Origin of the sequence: Bradyrhizobium sp. CCBAU 53351 (genome assembly GCF_015291745.1) — a bacterium.
GTDB lineage: Bacteria > Pseudomonadota > Alphaproteobacteria > Rhizobiales > Xanthobacteraceae > Bradyrhizobium.
On the sequence record NZ_CP030059.1, the window covers coordinates 819,086 to 836,422 of the forward strand.

Genomic DNA, 17,337 nt, shown 5'->3' on the forward strand with positions numbered 1-17,337 from the left:
AAGATGAGGAGGGTCAATGCACGGCGGTAAAGAACCGTGCGGGCCGGAAGCCGGACAGCCAGGTCCATACCGGCTGGCTGCGCATGCCGAGATCCCAGGAGCCGAGCACCGCATCTGCGCGGCCGATCAGATTGTCGATCGGCAACAGGCCGACGCCGCCGGAGCGCACCGACACGCGGCTGTCGGAGGAGTTGTCGCGGTTGTCGCCGAGCACGAAGAGATGACCGGCCGGCACCGTCACCTCCGGTGTGTTGTCGAGCCGGCCGTTGTCGCGCATCTTGAAGATCAGGTGCGAGACGCCGTTCGGCAGCGTCTCGACATAGCGGTAGGCGGGCTCGCTGCCGCCATTGTCGTCCTCGGCTGCTCCAACACCGTCCGGCTTGAGCTCGGCGGGGCGGTCGTTGATGAAGAGCTGGCCCTGCCGCATCTGGATGCGATCACCGGGCAGACCCACCACGCGCTTGACCCAGGCCTGCGAACGATCGCCCGGCCAGCGAAACACCACGACGTCGCCCTGCTTCGGCGTCTCCGCGAACACGCGGCCGGTCTCGGGCAGGCTGATCTGGATCGGCAGGGAGGAGCTGCCGTAGCCATAGGGGAATTTCGAGGCGAGCAGCGCGTCTCCGATCAGCAGCGTCGGCTCCATCGAGCCCGACGGAACGTAAAACGGTTCGGCGAGCGCGCCCTTGGCGATGAACACGGCGACGACGATGCCGGCGAGTTGAACGATCTGCCCGCCCCAGCCGCTGCTCTTCCGCTTGGAGGCGACAGTTACTTTTTCAACGCTCATGCGCCCGTTCCACCCACCGTGATGCGTTCCATCAGCAGCGACGGCTGGCCGACGCCGACAGGCACGCCCTGACCGTTCTTGCCGCAGGTGCCGATGCCGGTATCGAGCGCGAGATCGTTGCCGATCATGCGGATGCGATGCAGGTCGGTCGGCCCGTTGCCGATCAGCATGGCGCCCTTGAGCGGCGCGCCCAGCTTGCCGTTCTCGATCTTGTAGGCCTCGGTGCACTGGAACACGTACTTGCCCGAAGTGATGTCCACCTGGCCGCCGCCGAAATTCGCGGCAAAGACGCCGTTCTTCACCGAGGCGAGGATCTCGGCCGGGTCGCGGTCGCCCGCGAGCATGTAGGTATTGGTCATGCGCGGCATCGGCACATGGGCATAGCCCTGGCGGCGGCCGTTGCCGGTCGGCTTCATGTTCATCAACCGCGCGTTCTGGCGGTCCTGCATGTAGCCGACCAGGATGCCGTCCTCGATCAGCACGGTGCGATTGGTCGGCGTGCCCTCGTCGTCGATCGACAGCGAGCCGCGACGCGAGGCAATGGTGCCGTCGTCGACCACGGTGACGCCCTTGGCCGCGACCTGCTTGCCCATCAGGCCCGCAAAAGCAGACGTCTTCTTGCGGTTGAAATCGCCTTCGAGTCCGTGGCCGACCGCTTCATGCAGCATCACGCCGGGCCAGCCGGCCCCGAGCACGACGTCCATCTCGCCGGCGGGGGCGGGGATCGATTCCAGATTGACCAAGGCCTCGCGCAGCGCGCCATCGGCGGCCTCACGCCAGCTCCGGCTCTCGATGAATTCGGCATAGCCGGCGCGGCCGCCATAACCTTTGCTGCCGCTCTCCTGGCGGTCACCCTGGCCGGCGACGACGGAGACGTTGACGCGCACGAGCGGGCGGATGTCGCGATAGCTCTCGCCGTCCGGCCGCAGGATCTCGACCACCTGCCAGGTCGCGCCCAGGCTGACGCTGACCTGCCGCACCCGCGGATCCTTGTCGCGCAAATAAGCGTCGATCTCGGCGAGCAGCTTGACCTTGGTCTCGAAGCCGGGTGCGTCGAGCGGGTTGTCGTCGCCATAGAGCCGCACATTGGTGCGGGGAGGCGGCGCGGCAAAGCTGCCGGAATAGCCGCCGCGCACGGCCGCGACCGCGTCCGCCGCGCGCATCAGCGCCGGCAGCGAGACGTCGGAGGAGTGGGCATAGCCCACGGCGTCATCCTTGACCGCGCGCAGGCCAAAACCCTGCGAGGTGTCGTAGGTCGCCTGCTTCAGCCGCCCATTGTCGAACATCAGCGCTTCGGTCTGGCTGTACTCCAGGAACAGCTCGCCATCGTCGGCGCCGGAAAGCCCGCGCGCGACCTCGTGGCGAACCTGGTCGCGGTCGAGATTGGCGCGGTCGAGCAGGGAGGTCGTGGCAGGATTTGTCATGCGTCCGTCCATTAGCGGAAGATCTGGGGCAAGATAATGGTTTCGGACCGGTTCCGCGAGAGCGCCAAGCCTCACATTACGGAAACAATAGGATTCGCCGACCGACAGACCGCCCGCTACGGCAGCTTGTCGTAGCCCTCGCCGAGGCCGTTCAGGCTGAGCGGGAAGCCGATGCCTTCTTCGGGGGTCTCGAAGATGATGAAGGTGGCGGTCTTGGCGGTGCGGAGCTGGCCGAGCAGCTTGTCGTCCATGACGACCTCGGCGACGCAGCCATTGGGCAGGCAGCGGACGAAGCCGGCACGGCCGACGTCCTGGTTGTCGAGCTTGAGGCCGAGGCCGGAGGGCAGCAGGACCCCCAGCGGTGCGACCACGCGCATCAGGCGGCTCTTCTGGTCGGCGGTCTTCAGCACGATGACGGTCAGGCCGGCATTGGAACGGTCTTCCGCGACCACGCTCTGGATCAGGGCGCATTGCTCGGTCTGGGCGCCCGGCGGCGTGTCGCAGCGAATTTGCCAGTCGCCATGGACGGAGCGTACTGCGCCCTGCGCATGGGCGAGGCCGGGAAGCGCCAGCAGGGCGAGCGAGACCAGCATGGCGGCCAGCGCCGGGAGGTGGTTAAGCTGCCTTGTCGCCGGCCTAGCCATCGCTTTCGAAAGCCCCATCGGCTCGGTCCCTCTGCTCGCCTTCCTCGCTCGCGCTTGGCGGACTAATCTGGCGGACTGATACGGGAATGACGGCGTCTTGAAGGCAATTCCCAAGCAAATTCCACGCCGCCTCACGCCGCCGCCGCCCGCACGAATCAGGTTCCTGCGCGGCCATCCGCCAGTGCCTAACGCGGGCAATTCCGCTGTCAAGCGGCAGCATCCCGGCGAACGGTATTTTTGTCTGATCTTACTAGGAAATATCTTGCGGGTGATCGCTGGCAGACAGGGCTCAAGACTGCATTGCGATAGATCAAAAACTATGGTTTGAGAGGCTTGATTTCGGCGTTCTAGCGATCTGGCCCCAATTCCTCTTAGAGGTATTCTTGCGCGGCGGTTTGTCAGGCGGGCGGATCGAATAAGCGTTTCCCGGACACAGGGGAGCGCACTTGGGGTGACTTCGTAAGGGGAGCGCGAACGGCATGAGGATGTCGATGGGCCGGATAGGCCGGCACTTGCTGGGATTGGCCGTGGCGGGTCTGACGCTGGCGACAGGCGGTGCGGCATTTGCCGAGCTCGGACAGCCGAAGCCCTGGGAATGGACGCTTCAGGAGTCCGGTTCCCCGGTGATGGACAACATCGTCTGGTTCCACAATTTTCTGTTCGTGCTGATCACGCTGATCACGCTGTTCGTTCTGGCGCTGCTGGTGGTCGTGGTCATCAAGTTCAACGCGCGGGCCAATCCGGTGCCGTCGCGGACCACCCACAACACGCTGATCGAGGTCGCCTGGACGCTCGTTCCGGTGCTGATCCTGGTCGGCATTTCGGTGCCGTCGTTCCGGCTTCTGTTCCTCGAGCTCGACGTGCCGAAGGCGGATCTGACCATCAAGGCGACCGGCAAGCAGTGGTACTGGTCTTATGCTTATCCGGATAACGGCAAGTTCGAGTTCGACTCGCTGATGGCGCAGGACAAGCAGCCCCGTCTGCTCGGCGTCGACAACGAGATGGTGGTTCCGGTCAACAAGGTGATTCGCGTCCAGGTCACCGGCGCGGACGTCATCCACGCCTTTGCGCTGCCGGCTTTCGGCGTCAAGATCGACGCCATTCCGGGTCGCCTGAACGAGACCTGGTTCAAGGCCACCAAGACCGGCATGTTCTACGGCCAGTGCTCGGAGCTGTGCGGCAAGGACCACGCCTTCATGCCGATCGCGATTCGCGTCGTGGAGGACCAGGAATTCGCCTCCTGGGTCGAGACCGCGAAGAAGAAATTTGCGAGCGGCGGCACCAGCACCTACGCCTCCGCGGCCGGCCCGACGCAGTAAGCGTCGGGTGACGGCGTGAGGGACTGAAAGCGATAGAAGGGCGGGACCTCCTGGAGGTCCGAACGGGACGCAAGGCAGGATTTGAAAATGGCAACGAGCGCAGCGGCACACGGCGATCACGCCCACGGACATGACGAGCACGCCCATCCGACCGGATGGCGCCGTTACGTCTATTCGACCAACCACAAGGACATCGGCACGATGTACCTGATCTTCGCGGTCATCGCCGGCGTCATCGGCGCCGCGATGTCGATCGCGATCCGTGCCGAGCTGATGTATCCGGGCGTGCAGATCTTCCACGAGACGCACACCTATAACGTGTTCGTGACCTCTCACGGTCTGATCATGATCTTCTTCATGGTCATGCCCGCGATGATCGGCGGCTTCGGCAACTGGTTCGTCCCGCTGATGATCGGCGCGCCGGACATGGCGTTCCCGCGCATGAACAACATCTCCTTCTGGCTGCTGCCGGCCTCGTTCGCGCTGCTGTTGATGTCGACCTTCGTCGAGGGCGAGCCGGGCGCCAACGGCGTCGGCGCGGGCTGGACCATGTACGTGCCGCTGTCGGCCTCCGGCCATCCGGGTCCGGCCGTCGACTTCGCGATCCTGTCGCTCCATCTGGCAGGCGCTTCGTCGATCCTCGGCGCCATCAACTTCATCACCACGATCTTCAACATGCGCGCGCCGGGCATGACCCTGCACAAGATGCCGCTGTTCGTGTGGTCGATCCTGGTGACGGTGTTCCTGCTGCTGCTGTCGCTGCCGGTGCTTGCCGGTGCGATCACCATGCTGCTCACCGACCGCAACTTCCACACGACGTTCTTCAACCCCGAAGGCGGCGGCGACCCCGTGCTGTTCCAGCATCTGTTCTGGTTCTTCGGCCACCCCGAAGTGTACATCCTGATCCTGCCCGCCTTCGGCATGATCAGCCAGATCGTCTCGACCTTCTCGCGCAAGCCCGTGTTCGGCTATCTCGGCATGGCCTACGCCATGGTCGCGATCGGCGGCATCGGCTTCGTGGTGTGGGCGCACCACATGTACACGGTCGGCATGTCCTCGGCGACACAGGCCTATTTCGTCGCCGCGACCATGGTCATCGCGGTTCCGACCGGCGTGAAGATCTTCTCCTGGATCGCCACGATGTGGGGCGGTTCGATCGAATTCCGGGCGCCGATGATCTGGGCGGTGGGCTTCATCTTCCTGTTCACCGTCGGTGGCGTCACCGGCGTCGTGCTGGCGAATGCCGGCGTCGACCGCGTGCTGCAGGAGACCTACTACGTCGTCGCGCACTTCCACTACGTGCTGTCGCTGGGTGCGGTGTTCGGAATCTTCGCCGGCTGGTACTACTGGTTCCCGAAGATGTCGGGCTACATGTACAACGAGACGCTCGCGAAGGCGCACTTCTGGGTCACCTTCATCGGCGTCAACCTGGTGTTCTTCCCGCAGCACTTTCTCGGCCTGTCGGGCATGCCGCGCCGCTATGTCGACTATCCCGATGCGTTCGCGGGCTGGAATCTGGTCTCGTCGGTCGGCTCCTACATCTCCGGCTTCGGCGTGCTGATCTTCCTCTACTGCGTGTTCGACGCCTTCATGAAGAAGGTGCCGGCGGGCGACAATCCGTGGGGTGCCGGTGCGACCACGCTGGAATGGACGCTGCCCTCGCCGCCGCCCTTCCACCAGTTCGAAGTGCTGCCCCGCGTTCAGTAACGATCTCCCGCGGCGCCCGTCACGGGCGCCGCGGCTCTTCTAACGAAGCGAGTTGAATTCGTGTCCGTCCTCGACCAGAACGCCATCGACATCAATCCCCGCATCTCCGAGGCGGAGGTCGGCGACTACATCGCGCTGTTGAAGCCGCGGGTGATGTCGCTGGTGATCTTCACCGCGCTGGTCGGGATGGCGATGGCGCCCGGACACTTCCACCCCGTGCTCGCGTTGACCTCGCTGCTCTGCATCGCCGTCGGTGCCGGCGCCTCCGGCGCGCTCAATATGGCGCTCGAAGGCGACATCGACTCCAAGATGTCTCGCACGGCGAACCGGCCGATCCCGCGCGGCCGCATCACCCGCCCCGAGGCGATGGCGTTCGGCCTGACGCTGTCCTTCTTCTCGGTGATGACGCTCGGCATCCTCGTCAACTGGATCGCGGGCAGCCTGCTCGCCTTCACCATCTTCTTCTACGTCGTGATCTACACGATGGGCCTGAAGCGCTGGACCGCGCAGAACATCGTGATCGGCGGCGCCGCCGGTGCGCTGCCGCCGGTTGTGGCCTGGGCTGCCGTCACGGGCACGGTCGACGTCGAGCCGCTGCTGCTGTTCGCCATCATCTTCTTCTGGACCCCGCCGCACTTCTGGGCGCTGGCGCTGTTCCGCTCCGACGACTACGCGCGCGCCGGCATTCCGATGCTGCCCAACGTCGCCGGTCCCGATGCGACGCGCCTGCAGATCCTGCTCTACACCATCGTGCTGATCGCGGTCGCCGCGGCGCCCTGGGCGCTCGGCTATTTCGACGCCGTCTACGGCATCGTCTCGCTGATCCTGGGGGCCGGCATGCTGGTGCTCGCGATCAACGTCTATATGCGCCGCGAGCGGGCTGCGTCGCTGCGCGCGACCCGCAAGCTGTTTGCCTTCTCGATCCTCTATCTGTTCGTGCTGTTCGCGACCCTGCTGGCCGAGGTCGTGTTCCGGGCACTGGCTCCGATGGTTGGGGGCGCATGATCACCGCGATGGCCGACAAACCCGAGACAGACGGAATCGTCCTCACCGAGGCGCAGAAGAAGAGCCGTCGTCAGCGCTCGATCGCGATCGCACTCGCGCTCGGCGTGCTGGTGGTGCTGTTCTTCGCCGTCACCATGGTCAAGGGACCGGCCGTTCTCGTGCGGCCGATGTAGGACAGATGAATCACGAGCCGACCATATCGCAGGATGTCAGCGCCAAGCCGGGCGATCGTAAGCCGGCCAAGCGCCGTGGGCTGGGCCGCGATGCGGTGGTTGCGTCCATCTGCGGCGGCGTGGTCGCGCTGATGGTCGGTGCGTCCTACGCGGCGGTGCCGTTCTACAATTGGTTCTGCCGCGCCACCGGTTTCAACGGCACGACGCAAGTCGCGACCTCCGCGCCGGCCACGGGGCCGATCGCGCGGAAGATCTCCGTGCGTTTCGATTCCAACGTCGCGCCCGGCCTGCCCTGGAAGTTCGAGCCGGAGCAGAACGAGATCGAGGTCAAGATCGGAGAGGTCGTGACCGTCTTCTACACCGTGACCAACCAGGCCGCGCGCACCACGGCCGCCCAGGCCGCCTACAATGTCGCGCCGCTGACGGTCGGATCCTACTTCCAGAAGATCAACTGCTTCTGCTTCACCGAGCAGACCATGGCGCCCGGCGAGAAGCGGGAGATGCCCGTTGTGTTCTACGTCGACCCGTCGATCACCGAGGATCACGAGAACGACGGGCTCAACACGATCACGCTGTCCTACACCTTCTATCCGGTGAAGGATCCCGTGGTGAAGCCGCTGGCATCGGGCGAAGGCGACAAGCGCAAGGGAAATCTCTGACCGCCGGGCTCGCGCTCGCAAGGTCGGAACCAAGGGGATAAGTGCCTGACAGGCACGGGATTGAGGAGAGAGACCGCAAATGGCAACGGCGCACACCAAGCATCACGACTATCATCTGGTCGATCCCTCTCCGTGGCCGGCCGTCGGTTCGCTCTCGGCCTTCATCATGGCGGTCGGCGCGATCTCCTGGATGCATCACATGTACTCGGCCGCGCCGATCGTGTTCGGCGTCGGCACCGTGGGCGTGCTCTACACGATGGTGAGCTGGTGGGGCGACGTGATCAAGGAAGCCCAGTACAAGGGCGACCACACCCGCGTCGTGCAGCTGCATCACCGCTACGGCATGATCCTGTTCATCGCCTCCGAGGTGATGTTCTTCGTCGCCTGGTTCTGGGCCTATTTCAACGCGGCGCTGTTTCCGGCCGACGCGGTCCACGCCACCCGCGACGCCGTGTTCGGCTGCGGCCTTGGCACCCAGGCCGGCGCCTGCGCGGTCCCCGGCACCTGGCCGCCGAAGGGCATCGAGACTTTCGATCCCTGGCACCTGCCGCTCCTGAACACGCTGATCCTGCTGACCTCGGGCACCACCGTGACCTGGGCGCACCACGCGCTGCTCGAGAACGACCGCCAGGGCCTGAAATACGGCCTGATCCTCACCGTCGTGCTCGGCGCGCTTTTCACCTGCGTGCAGGCCTATGAGTACGGCCATGCGGCGTTCTCGTTCGGCGGCAACGTCTACGGCGCGACCTTCTTCATGGCGACCGGCTTCCACGGCTTCCACGTGCTGGTCGGCACCATCTTCCTGCTCGTGTGTCTGTTCCGCGCCTATGCCGGCCACTTCACGCCGAAGCAGCACCTCGGCTTCGAGTTCGCCGCCTGGTACTGGCACTTCGTCGACGTGGTCTGGCTGTTCCTGTTCCTCTGCATCTACGTCTGGGGACACGGCGCCGAGACCATGGCCCACGGCGCGCACTGAGCCGCGAGGCAGATGATCACAAAGGGCGGCCGCAGGGCCGCCCTTTCGCATTTGGGACGCCGCAAGTTTCGGCGAGAAGTGTGATAGAGTCCGCCATCATGAACGACACCGCCGGCAAATCCGAGCCCGAGACCACCGTCCTGCAGAGCGCGCTGCGCGGGCTTGCCTGCAGATGTCCGCGTTGCGGCCAGGGCAAGCTCTATGCGGGCTTCCTCAACCTCGCGCCCGCCTGCGAGCGCTGCGGTCTCGACTACGCCTTCATCGATACCGGCGATGGTCCGGCGATCTTCATCATCATGCTGGCCGGCGGGATCGTCGTTGCGGCAGCGCTCATCGTCGAGGTCAAATACCAGCCGCCATACTGGCTGCATGCGGTGCTGTGGTTGCCGCTGATCCTGGCCACCACGCTGTTGCCGCTGCGTGCGATGAAGTCGCTGCTGATCGCGCTGCAATTCCACCACAAGGCGGCGCCGGGCCGACTGGTCGACCGCACGAAATGAACCAGCCCGCGCGCAAGCCTCGCGTGGCCGGCTTCGCGCTGTTCACGCTGTTCCTGACGGCTGTTCTGCTGGCGCTCGGCCTTTGGCAATTGCAGCGGCGGACCGCAAAGCACGAGCTGATCGCGGCGCTCACCGAGCGGCTTGCCGCGGCGCCCATCGCGCTGCCGTCACCGGCCCAATGGGCTGCGCTCAATCCCGCACGCGACGAATTCCGCCGCGTCAGCTTCACGGCGACCTACGCGGCCCTGCCCGATGCGATGGTCTATTCGTCCGGCTCGGCGGTGCGCAAGGATGCCTCCGGCCCCGGCACCTGGGCGTTCCTGCCGGCGCGGCTTCCGAGCGGCGAGACGGTCGTGATCGATGCGGGCTTCGTCGAGAACACCATGCAGGACCGCGGCGTCGAGGATCGCGCGGTGAAGAAGCTCGTGACCGGGCAGCCGGTCGCGTTCACGGGCTATCTGCGCTTTCCCGAGGCGGCCGGCTGGCTGACGCCGACGGAGAACCGCGACAAGCGGCTCTGGTTCGTGCGCGATCATCCGGCCATCGCAAGCGCGCTCGGCTGGGGCGCGGTGGCGCCGTTCTATGTGGATCTCGAGCAGCCGGCGCCCGAGAACGGCATTCCCCGTCCGGGGCCGCTCGACGTGCATCTGAAGGATGACCACCTGCAATATGCCGTCACCTGGTTCTTGCTCGCGGGCGCCGTGCTGATCGCCTTTGCGGTGTGGGCCAGAGGCCGGCGGCAGAGCTGAGCTGGTCGGTCTCCGCGCGGGAACCCGGTATCGCCCGGGGTTTATTATTCAGCGCACATTCACGAGTGTGGTCCTAAGCCGCCAGTGGTTTCCCGCGGCAGACAGGATTGCGGCGTGAGCGATTTCGATCAGATGGGAATTGTCGTCGACTGGCTGGACGCCTGCCGGAAGGGCGACCTCACGACGTTGCTCGACCTCTATGCGGACGACGCCCAGGTCGAATGCACGTGCAACGGCGCGCGGCGCTATCGCGGCCGGAGCGAGCTTGAGGCCTATTGGCAGCCGCGGCTCAGCGCGTTCTCGCTGGCGGGTTTCGGGCTGGAGGAAATTCGCCCGGCGCCCCATGGCGTCGATCTCGAATATTCCGTCGCCGGCGCGCTGCGCATTCACGCCTCCTTTCGCTTCAGTCCGGAAGGCAAGATCCGCAGCACGCTGTGCGAGCCGGCGCGGCAGAACGCGCATGACGGCTGTTGCGCCTGCTGAAGCACGATCGAAAAAGTGCGCAGCGGTTTTCCGAAGAGATCACGCTTGAAGAACAACCTAGAGCGCGATGACGATTCTTCCTCATCGCGTTGCGCTTTAGCCGCTGGCCGGCGCCTCGCGTGTCGTCTCGGCCGGAAGGCGGCAACGGACATAGGTTCGCTCGTCCACGCGCAGCAGTGACAGCGATCCGCTGAGCGCGCGCACGCGCTCATGCATGCCGGTCAGGCCGCGGCCGAAGGCATTGTCGGCGGGGAAGCCGCCGCCGTCGTCGGAGATCTCGACGATCAGTGTTTCGCCGGCGATGGTCGCCTGGACATGGGCGCTGCCGGCCTTGGCGTGGCGCAGCACGTTGGTCAGTGACTCCTGGATCACGCGATAGACGGTACGCGCCAACGGCCCGTCGATCACGTCGAGATCCGGATCGATCGTATCCGTCAGGATGATATGAGGCGCCTGCTTGCGAAAGTTTCGGAGCAGCGTCTGCACGCTGGTCGCAAGGCCCAGCTCCTCGATGTAGAGCGGCCGCAGCCGATCGAGGATGCGCCGGTTGGTCTGCTGCAGCGCTTCGACCGATTGCAGCACCTCTTCCGCCGAGTTGCCGAGATTTCCCGCCTGGGGCGAGGCGTCGATCAGTGCGATCGTGCCGGCGCGGATGCTGAACAGCAGCGGTCCGAGTTCGTCGTGCAATTCGCGGGCGAGATCGCGCCGCTCGTCGTCCTGGAGCGATACCAGACGATGCATCAGATCGCGATTGTCCTGGCTCAATTGCGCGAGCGTTGCCGCCAGCGCGTTTGCCTCCGCACAGCTCTGCCGAATCTCGGGCGGCCCTCCGACCGGGATCGGCGTCGCGTAATCGCCACGCCGCATCCGCGTCAGGCCTTTGCCGAGATGCTGCAGGGGGCGCAGAGCCGATCCAGTGAAGGCGTAGGCGATAATTCCAGTGAGCACCATCAGCATGGCGACGAGACTGGTCAAAGCGAGAAAGCCGATCCACTTCTCGAATAGGTCGGCTGACAGATCCGGCAAAAACACGATATCGCCGATGTGCTTGCCATCAATGACCACAGCAGACGCGGTATCCATGTCCGGTATGGTCAGAAGATTGATGAACCACCCTGGAACCAGCTTCAGGTTGCGCGTGTCATCTCTCGGGGAGGGAGAAGGACCCTCTTCGACCCGACGGAATTGAATATCGGAGGAGGTGTCCAGCGACTGGACGAAGGCATCCAGCGTCTTCTGCGGATTGTCCGAGGCGCGCAGCGTGTTGTTGAGCGCGGTGGCAAGAATCCTGGTCGAGCGCCGGGCCGGCTCGTTCTCATCGGCAAGCTGCCCGGTTGCAAATATCTGCAGCAATATGCCGCCCAGGATCAGCGCGGCGAGAAAACTCGCGCCGAGCGGAAGAAACAGTTGTGTTCTGAACGACAGTTGGTGCCACATTAGGTCAATTCTAACGCGCATCGGCGGGATTTGCTCTTTCCATTTGTTCCCGGCGGTCTATGAGTCAAGAAAACAAGAGAGCGCGCGATGCAAGATACTGCCAAGCCGGGGACCCGGGTCCTGATCGTCGACGACCATCCCGTGGTGCTGTCCGGTTGCCGCACCCTGTTCGCGTCCGACCATTCGATCCGTATCGAGGAGGCGACGGACGCCAAATCCGGGCATCGCGCCTATGTCAGCAAGCGTCCAGACGTCGCCGTGATCGACATCAGCCTGCCCGATGTCTCCGGCTTCGAGCTGATGCGACGGATCCGCAAGGACGATCCCGACGCCAAGATCATCATGTTCAGCATGAACGACGATCCGGCCTTCGTGGTGCGGGCAGTCGAGCTTGGGGCGCAGGGTTATGTTTCCAAGGGCGACGATCCCAGGATCCTGCTGAAAGCGGTGCGCAAGGTGGTCGCGGGCGACAATTTCATCTCACCGCAACTCGCGGAAGCCGTGACGTTTTCCGGCGCGGCGATCAAGGCCAACCCGGCCTCGCAGATGACGCCGCGGGAGCTCGAGATTCTCCGCCTGCTCGGACGCGGCGACAAGATCGTGGAAGTCGCGGAAGCGCTCGGCATCTCCTACAAGACGGTCGCCAACACCACGTCCCTGCTCAAGCAGAAATTGGGGGCCAAGAACCACTCCGACCTGATCAGGATCGCAGTGGAAATCGGGATGAATTGACGTCCCGGGGCTGCCCGGGCACCACCGGCCCGGAAGCGCCGAACCGGCCGCTCCAGCCGGTTCGGCGGGACGGATCGGTGTCAGCGCGCAGCCGGGCAATGCATGGACACCGCCGACACCCATCCGCCGACCCCAATGGGCGGAGGCAGGGTTCGTTCCCAACGAATCCCATAATTCGGGAAAGAGCGGCAATGTGCGACGTGCTGCTGCACGGGAGCGTTTGCCGGGCCCGGATCTCGATCGGGAAAAATAGGAACATTTGCTTGCCCTCATCGTTTTCGCCCTTGACGGTTTCGTGACAGGCGACGAAAGAGTTGCGCGAACAGTTTTGAGGGGGCGACGACCCCGAGAGGCAAATCGGTCTGCACACATCAACGACAGACCTTCCAAGAGAGGGGCTGCGGCATCGCCGCAGCCCCTTTTCGTTGACCGGGGGAGAGGCGGGAAGCGGTTTCCCGATGCCGCAAAACACTTTATGGTGGCCCAAAGCCTCTGGCCGCTAACAAGTAATTTCGTGAAATCAAAGGCTTAACGAGCGGCGCAGGCCGCTCGGCCTTTGGAGGGCAGTTTGACTCGTTATATCTCGACCCGGGGCGAGGCCCCCGAACTCGGCTTCTGCGACGTGATGCTGACCGGGCTTGCCCGCGACGGCGGCCTGTATGTGCCGAACATCTGGCCGCAGCTCTCCAGCGAGACCATCGCCGGTTTCTTCGGCCGTCCCTATTGGGAGGTCGCGGTCGATGTGATTCGTCCCTTCACCGGCGGCGAGATCACCGATGTCGAGCTCGGCCGCATGGCGAACGAGGCCTATGCGACCTTCCGCCATCCCGCGGTGGTGCCGCTGCGCCAGATGGCGCCGCACCAATTCGTGCTGGAGCTGTTCCACGGTCCGACGCTCGCCTTCAAGGACGTGGCGATGCAGCTCATCTCGCGGCTGATGGACCATGTGCTCGCCAAGCGCGGTCAGCGCACCACCATCGTGGTCGCGACGTCGGGCGATACCGGCGGCGCCGCGGTGGAGGCTTTCGCCGGCCTCGAGAACGTGGATCTGATCGTGCTGTTTCCGCACGGCCGCATCTCGGAGGTGCAGCGGCGGATGATGACGACGACGGGCGCGGCCAATGTCCATGCGCTCGCCATCGAGGGAAATTTCGACGACTGCCAGGCGCTCGTGAAGGGGATGTTCAACAACCATCGCTTCCGCGATGCGACCTCGCTCTCCGGCGTCAATTCCATCAACTGGGCGCGCATCGTCGCCCAGGTGGTCTACTACTTCACGTCCGCCGTTGCCGTCGGTGCGCCGGCGCGCGCGGTGGATTTCGTCGTGCCGACCGGCAATTTCGGCGACATCTTTGCCGGCTACGTCGCCAAGCGCATGGGATTGCCGGTGCGGACCCTGCGCATCGCCGCCAACGTCAACGACATTCTCGCGCGCACGCTGAAGACGGGGATCTACGAAGTGCGCGAGGTGCACGCGACCGCGTCGCCGTCGATGGACATCCAGATCTCGTCGAATTTCGAGCGGCTGCTGTTCGAGGCTGGCCGGCGCGATGCGGCGGGTGTGCGCCGCCTGATGGATTCGCTGAAGCAGTCTGGACGTTTCGTGCTGCCCGATGCGACACTGGCCGCCATCCGCGAGGAGTTCGACGCCGGTCGCGCCGACGAGACCGAGACCGCGGCTGCGATCCGTGCCGGCTGGCGCGAGGCGGGCGAGCTGGTCGATCCCCATACGGCAGTGGCGCTCGCTGTCGCCGATCGCGACACCACGGACACTGGGGTGCCGAGCATCGTGCTTTCCACCGCTCATCCGGCCAAATTCCCCGACGCCGTCGAAGCGGCCTGCGGCCAGCGGCCGCAACTGCCGGCCTGGCTCGACGGATTGATGACCAAATCCGAACACATGAAGGTGATGAAGAACGATCAGGCCGAGGTCGAGCGGTTCGTGCTGGCGGTCAGCCGCGCCGCAAAGCAGGGAGTTGCCGGATGAGTGTCGAGATTTCCAAGCTTGCCTCCGGCCTGACCGTCGTCACTGACGAGATGCCCCATCTCGAGACCGCGGCGCTCGGTGTCTGGGCCGGCGTCGGTGGCCGCGACGAGAAGCCGAACGAGCACGGCATTTCGCATCTCTTGGAACACATGGCGTTCAAGGGCACGACCAAGCGCTCCTCGCGCGAGATCGTCGAGGAGATCGAGGCGGTCGGCGGCGACCTCAATGCCGGCACCTCGACCGAGACCACGTCCTATTACGCGCGGGTGCTGAAGGCCGACGTGCCGCTCGCGCTCGACGTGCTCGCCGACATCCTCGCCAATCCCGCCTTCGAGCCCGACGAGCTGGAGCGCGAGAAGAACGTCATTGTGCAGGAGATCGGTGCCGCGCAGGACACACCCGACGACGTCGTCTTCGAGCATCTCAACGAGCTCTGCTATCCGGACCAGCCGATGGGCCGCTCACTGCTCGGCACGGCCAAGACGCTGCGCGCCTTCAACCGCGACATGCTGCGCGGCTATCTTTCGACGCATTATCGCGGACCCGACATGGTGGTGGCGGCGGCCGGCGCGGTCGATCACAGCCAAGTGGTCGCCGAGGCCGAGAAGCGCTTCGCGACTTTCGAGGGGACGCCGGGTCCGAAGCCGCAAACCGCCCAGTTCGGCAAGGGCGGCGCCAAGGTGGTGCATCGCGAGCTGGAGCAGGCGCATCTGACGCTGGCACTGGAAGGCGTGCCGCAGAGCGATCTGTCGCTGTTCTCGCTCCAGGTCTTCACCAACATCCTCGGCGGCGGAATGTCCTCGCGCCTGTTCCAGGAGGTGCGCGAGAAGCGCGGCCTCTGCTACTCCATCTATTCGTTCCACGCGCCCTATACCGACACCGGCTTCTTCGGCCTCTACACCGGTACCGATCCGGCCGACGCGCCGGAGATGATGGAGGTCGTGGTCGACATCATGAATGATTCGGTGGAGACGCTGACCGAGGCCGAGATCGCGCGGGCCAAGGCGCAGATGAAGGCGGGCCTCCTGATGGCGCTGGAGAGCTGCTCGTCCCGCGCCGAGCAGCTTGCCCGGCATGTCCTTGCCTATGGGCGGCCGCAGACGGTGGAGGAGCTGGTGGCCCGGATCGACGCCGTCAGCGTCGAATCGACCCGGGACGCGGCGCGGGCGCTGTTGTCGCGGAGCCGGCCGGCCGTTGTCGCATTGGGCAGTGGCAGGGGTCTGGACACGGCGGTGTCTTTTGCGGAAGGATTGACCCGGGCACGTGCCAAGGCGCGGCTGCATTAGGAGCCGCGCGCGGGTCGATCTGCCCCGGGAAGCATCACCATGGCCCTCTTTCGCCTGCCGTCCAGTGGACCCGCCGCCCTCGCACCGCGCGGCAACGGGCTATTGCTGCGCGCGCCGCAGATGTCGGACTTCCTGCAATGGGCACATCTGCGTGAGTCCAGCCGCGACTACCTGACGCCCTGGGAGCCGATCTGGCCGTCGGACGATCTCACCCGCTCAGGCTTTCGCCGCCGTCTGCGCCGCTATTCCGAGGACATCGCCGCGGACCGCTCCTATCCCTTTCTGATCTTCCGCGAGCTCGACGGCGCCATGGTCGGCGGCATCACGCTGGCCAATGTCCGCCGCGGCATCGTGCAGGCCGGCACCATCGGCTATTGGGTCGGGCAGCCCCATGCCCATCGCGGCTACATGACGGCGGCGCTGCGGGTGCTGCTGCCGACACTGTTCGGCGAGCTCAATTTGCACCGGGTCGAGGCGGCCTGCATCCCCACCAATGCGCCGTCGATCCGGGTGCTGGAAAAGTGCGGTTTCTCACGCGAGGGGCTCGCCCGCCGCTACCTCTGCATCAACGGGGTCTGGCAGGATCATCTGCTGTTCGGCCTGCTGCATGAGGATTTCCGCGGCTGAGCCGCCCGATTCGCGTGGCCAAATCCCCCATTTTGCTGCCTTGGGTTCGCCGATTTTGGCGATATAACCCGCGGGGCCTGCCGGCGATCGGCCGGGTTTTGTCATGGAGTAGGGGCTTTGATGGGGAAGCAGCTTCGGTCGTCGCGGAATGTCCTGCAGCAGGTGCCTGCGATCGCGCTTGTTGTGTCGGTGTCGCTCGCCTCTGTCTCGCCGGTGGCGGCCCAGTCACTGACCGACCGTTTCAAGAGCCTGTTCGGCGGCAAGTCCGACGAGCCGGCCCAGCCCAAGCCGCCGCCGGCGCCCGGCCAGCCTGCCGAAGACGACCTCGATTGCCCCCAGGTGACGGTGCGCGCGGGGGCCTCGACCTATGCGGTCGGTGCCAGCGGCAAGCCGGCTGTCGGCAATGAGATTCGCTTCCAGGCCTCGATCACCAAGATGGCGCGCGAATGTGCCCGCAGCAGCGGCGGCATCACGGCCCGGATCGGTATCCAGGGCCGCGTGATCGCCGGTCCCGCCGGCGCGCCTGCCTCCGTCGAGGTGCCCTTGCGCATCGCCGTCGTGCAGGGCGGCGTCGGCGAGAAGGTGATCGCCTCGAAGGCCTACCGCACCACGGTCGACATGACCGAGGGCGGCAGCGTGCCCTTTACCTTCGTGATCGAGGACATGACCTATCCGGTGCCGGCACCCGCGGTCGCCGACAACTACATTTTCTATGTCGGCTTCGACCCGCAGGCGCTCTCGCCCGAGCCGAAGGGGCGGAAGAAGAAGTAGGGCGGGTAGTGCCCCGGACGCAGCGCAGCGCTTCTTCAGCGGTGCTCTGCGTCGCGTCATTGCATGCC

General features: G+C 65.2%; 18 protein-coding genes. 14 read left to right on the forward strand and 4 right to left on the reverse strand.

What is annotated here, in order from left to right; genetic code table 11:
- Positions 1 to 13: 13 nt before the first annotated feature.
- The 3 genes from lepB to XH83_RS03865 all read right to left on the reverse strand — a co-directional run bounded on the left by lepB (position 14) and on the right by XH83_RS03865 (position 2,876).
- Positions 14 to 790, reverse strand: coding sequence for a signal peptidase I (lepB, locus tag XH83_RS03855; protein WP_194405761.1), 777 nt, complete (start codon positions 788 to 790; stop codon positions 14 to 16).
- Positions 787 to 2,214 (reverse strand): metalloprotease TldD, encoded by a 1,428-nt coding sequence (gene tldD / locus XH83_RS03860; protein WP_194405762.1) that lies wholly within the window; start codon positions 2,212 to 2,214, stop codon positions 787 to 789. Before tldD ends, lepB begins: the two co-directional genes overlap by 4 nt.
- 116 nt (positions 2,215 to 2,330) lie before the next feature.
- A complete protein-coding gene (locus XH83_RS03865) occupies positions 2,331 to 2,876 on the reverse strand; it encodes an invasion associated locus B family protein (RefSeq protein WP_194405763.1) in 546 nt (181 codons plus the stop codon).
- Between the two features lie 461 nt (positions 2,877 to 3,337).
- On the opposite strand from XH83_RS03865, the gene coxB reads away from it, so the two are divergent.
- The 9 genes from coxB (at position 3,338) to XH83_RS03910 (ending at position 10,429) form a co-directional block, all read left to right on the forward strand.
- Complete coding sequence (gene coxB, locus XH83_RS03870; RefSeq protein WP_194405764.1) at positions 3,338 to 4,177, forward strand: cytochrome c oxidase subunit II; 840 nt, start codon at positions 3,338 to 3,340, stop codon at positions 4,175 to 4,177.
- Between the two features lie 87 nt (positions 4,178 to 4,264).
- A complete protein-coding gene (gene ctaD, locus XH83_RS03875) occupies positions 4,265 to 5,884 on the forward strand; it encodes a cytochrome c oxidase subunit I (protein ID WP_194405765.1) in 1,620 nt (539 codons plus the stop codon).
- Positions 5,885 to 5,944: 60 nt separating this feature from the next.
- Positions 5,945 to 6,889 carry a heme o synthase gene (locus XH83_RS03880; RefSeq protein ID WP_194405766.1) on the forward strand — a complete coding sequence of 315 codons (945 nt, stop codon included), beginning with the start codon at positions 5,945 to 5,947 and terminating at the stop codon, positions 6,887 to 6,889.
- Positions 6,886 to 7,062, forward strand: a complete 177-nt coding sequence (locus XH83_RS03885; RefSeq protein ID WP_063197888.1) for a hypothetical protein — start codon at positions 6,886 to 6,888, stop codon at positions 7,060 to 7,062. The genes XH83_RS03880 and XH83_RS03885 overlap by 4 nt, the downstream gene beginning before the upstream one ends.
- Positions 7,063 to 7,067: 5 nt before the next feature.
- Entirely contained in the window at positions 7,068 to 7,721 is a 654-nt protein-coding gene (locus XH83_RS03890; protein ID WP_194405767.1) for a cytochrome c oxidase assembly protein, read from the forward strand.
- 79 nt (positions 7,722 to 7,800) lie between these two features.
- Positions 7,801 to 8,697: a cytochrome c oxidase subunit 3 gene (locus XH83_RS03895; protein ID WP_194405768.1), complete on the forward strand. Its 897-nt coding sequence runs from the start codon at positions 7,801 to 7,803 to the stop codon at positions 8,695 to 8,697.
- Positions 8,698 to 8,795: 98 nt separating this feature from the next.
- Positions 8,796 to 9,197 carry a DUF983 domain-containing protein gene (locus XH83_RS03900; protein ID WP_194405769.1) on the forward strand — a complete coding sequence of 134 codons (402 nt, stop codon included), beginning with the start codon at positions 8,796 to 8,798 and terminating at the stop codon, positions 9,195 to 9,197.
- A complete protein-coding gene (locus tag XH83_RS03905; RefSeq protein WP_194405770.1) occupies positions 9,194 to 9,946 on the forward strand; it encodes an SURF1 family protein in 753 nt (250 codons plus the stop codon). The genes XH83_RS03900 and XH83_RS03905 overlap by 4 nt, the downstream gene beginning before the upstream one ends.
- Positions 9,947 to 10,060: 114 nt before the next feature.
- On the forward strand, positions 10,061 to 10,429 hold the full coding sequence (locus XH83_RS03910; protein ID WP_194405771.1) for a nuclear transport factor 2 family protein: 369 nt from the start codon (positions 10,061 to 10,063) through the stop codon (positions 10,427 to 10,429).
- Positions 10,430 to 10,525: 96 nt separating this feature from the next.
- On the opposite strand, the gene XH83_RS03915 is transcribed toward XH83_RS03910, so the two are convergent.
- Positions 10,526 to 11,866, reverse strand: a complete 1,341-nt coding sequence (locus XH83_RS03915; RefSeq protein WP_194405772.1) for a histidine kinase — start codon at positions 11,864 to 11,866, stop codon at positions 10,526 to 10,528.
- 87 nt (positions 11,867 to 11,953) lie between these two features.
- Between XH83_RS03915 and XH83_RS03920 the strand changes: the two genes are divergently transcribed.
- The 5 genes from XH83_RS03920 to XH83_RS03940 all read left to right on the forward strand — a co-directional run bounded on the left by XH83_RS03920 (position 11,954) and on the right by XH83_RS03940 (position 17,269).
- The gene (locus XH83_RS03920; protein ID WP_194405773.1) at positions 11,954 to 12,598 is read left to right on the forward strand and encodes a response regulator transcription factor; all 645 of its coding nucleotides are present in this window, start codon (positions 11,954 to 11,956) and stop codon (positions 12,596 to 12,598) included.
- A gap of 568 nt (positions 12,599 to 13,166) precedes the next feature.
- A complete protein-coding gene (gene thrC / locus XH83_RS03925) occupies positions 13,167 to 14,585 on the forward strand; it encodes a threonine synthase (RefSeq protein ID WP_194405774.1) in 1,419 nt (472 codons plus the stop codon).
- Complete coding sequence (locus XH83_RS03930) at positions 14,582 to 15,871, forward strand: pitrilysin family protein (protein ID WP_194405775.1); 1,290 nt, start codon at positions 14,582 to 14,584, stop codon at positions 15,869 to 15,871. Before thrC ends, XH83_RS03930 begins: the two co-directional genes overlap by 4 nt.
- Before the next feature lie 39 nt (positions 15,872 to 15,910).
- Entirely contained in the window at positions 15,911 to 16,498 is a 588-nt protein-coding gene (locus tag XH83_RS03935; protein ID WP_011084002.1) for a GNAT family N-acetyltransferase, read from the forward strand.
- 120 nt (positions 16,499 to 16,618) lie between these two features.
- Positions 16,619 to 17,269 carry a hypothetical protein gene (locus XH83_RS03940; protein ID WP_194405776.1) on the forward strand — a complete coding sequence of 217 codons (651 nt, stop codon included), beginning with the start codon at positions 16,619 to 16,621 and terminating at the stop codon, positions 17,267 to 17,269.
- The last annotated feature ends 68 nt before the right edge of the window (positions 17,270 to 17,337 follow it).

Bases quoted from the DNA above. Each gene is read 5' to 3' on its own strand.
- XH83_RS03905 (WP_194405770.1), top strand. From the start codon at position 9,194: ATGAACCAGCCCGCGCGCAAGCCTCGCGTGGCCGGCTTCGCGCTGTTC.
- tldD (WP_194405762.1), bottom strand. From the start codon at position 2,214: ATGACAAATCCTGCCACGACCTCCCTGCTCGACCGCGCCAATCTCGAC.
- XH83_RS03865 (WP_194405763.1), bottom strand. From the start codon at position 2,876: ATGGGGCTTTCGAAAGCGATGGCTAGGCCGGCGACAAGGCAGCTTAAC.
- XH83_RS03895 (WP_194405768.1), top strand. From the start codon at position 7,801: ATGGCAACGGCGCACACCAAGCATCACGACTATCATCTGGTCGATCCC.
- XH83_RS03890 (WP_194405767.1), top strand. From the start codon at position 7,068: ATGAATCACGAGCCGACCATATCGCAGGATGTCAGCGCCAAGCCGGGC.
- ctaD (WP_194405765.1), top strand. From the start codon at position 4,265: ATGGCAACGAGCGCAGCGGCACACGGCGATCACGCCCACGGACATGAC.
- XH83_RS03920 (WP_194405773.1), top strand. From the start codon at position 11,954: ATGCAAGATACTGCCAAGCCGGGGACCCGGGTCCTGATCGTCGACGAC.
- lepB (WP_194405761.1), bottom strand. From the start codon at position 790: ATGAGCGTTGAAAAAGTAACTGTCGCCTCCAAGCGGAAGAGCAGCGGC.
- XH83_RS03900 (WP_194405769.1), top strand. From the start codon at position 8,796: ATGAACGACACCGCCGGCAAATCCGAGCCCGAGACCACCGTCCTGCAG.
- XH83_RS03915 (WP_194405772.1), bottom strand. From the start codon at position 11,866: ATGTGGCACCAACTGTCGTTCAGAACACAACTGTTTCTTCCGCTCGGC.
- XH83_RS03940 (WP_194405776.1), top strand. From the start codon at position 16,619: ATGGGGAAGCAGCTTCGGTCGTCGCGGAATGTCCTGCAGCAGGTGCCT.
- XH83_RS03930 (WP_194405775.1), top strand. From the start codon at position 14,582: ATGAGTGTCGAGATTTCCAAGCTTGCCTCCGGCCTGACCGTCGTCACT.
- XH83_RS03885 (WP_063197888.1), top strand. From the start codon at position 6,886: ATGATCACCGCGATGGCCGACAAACCCGAGACAGACGGAATCGTCCTC.
- XH83_RS03935 (WP_011084002.1), top strand. From the start codon at position 15,911: ATGGCCCTCTTTCGCCTGCCGTCCAGTGGACCCGCCGCCCTCGCACCG.
- coxB (WP_194405764.1), top strand. From the start codon at position 3,338: ATGAGGATGTCGATGGGCCGGATAGGCCGGCACTTGCTGGGATTGGCC.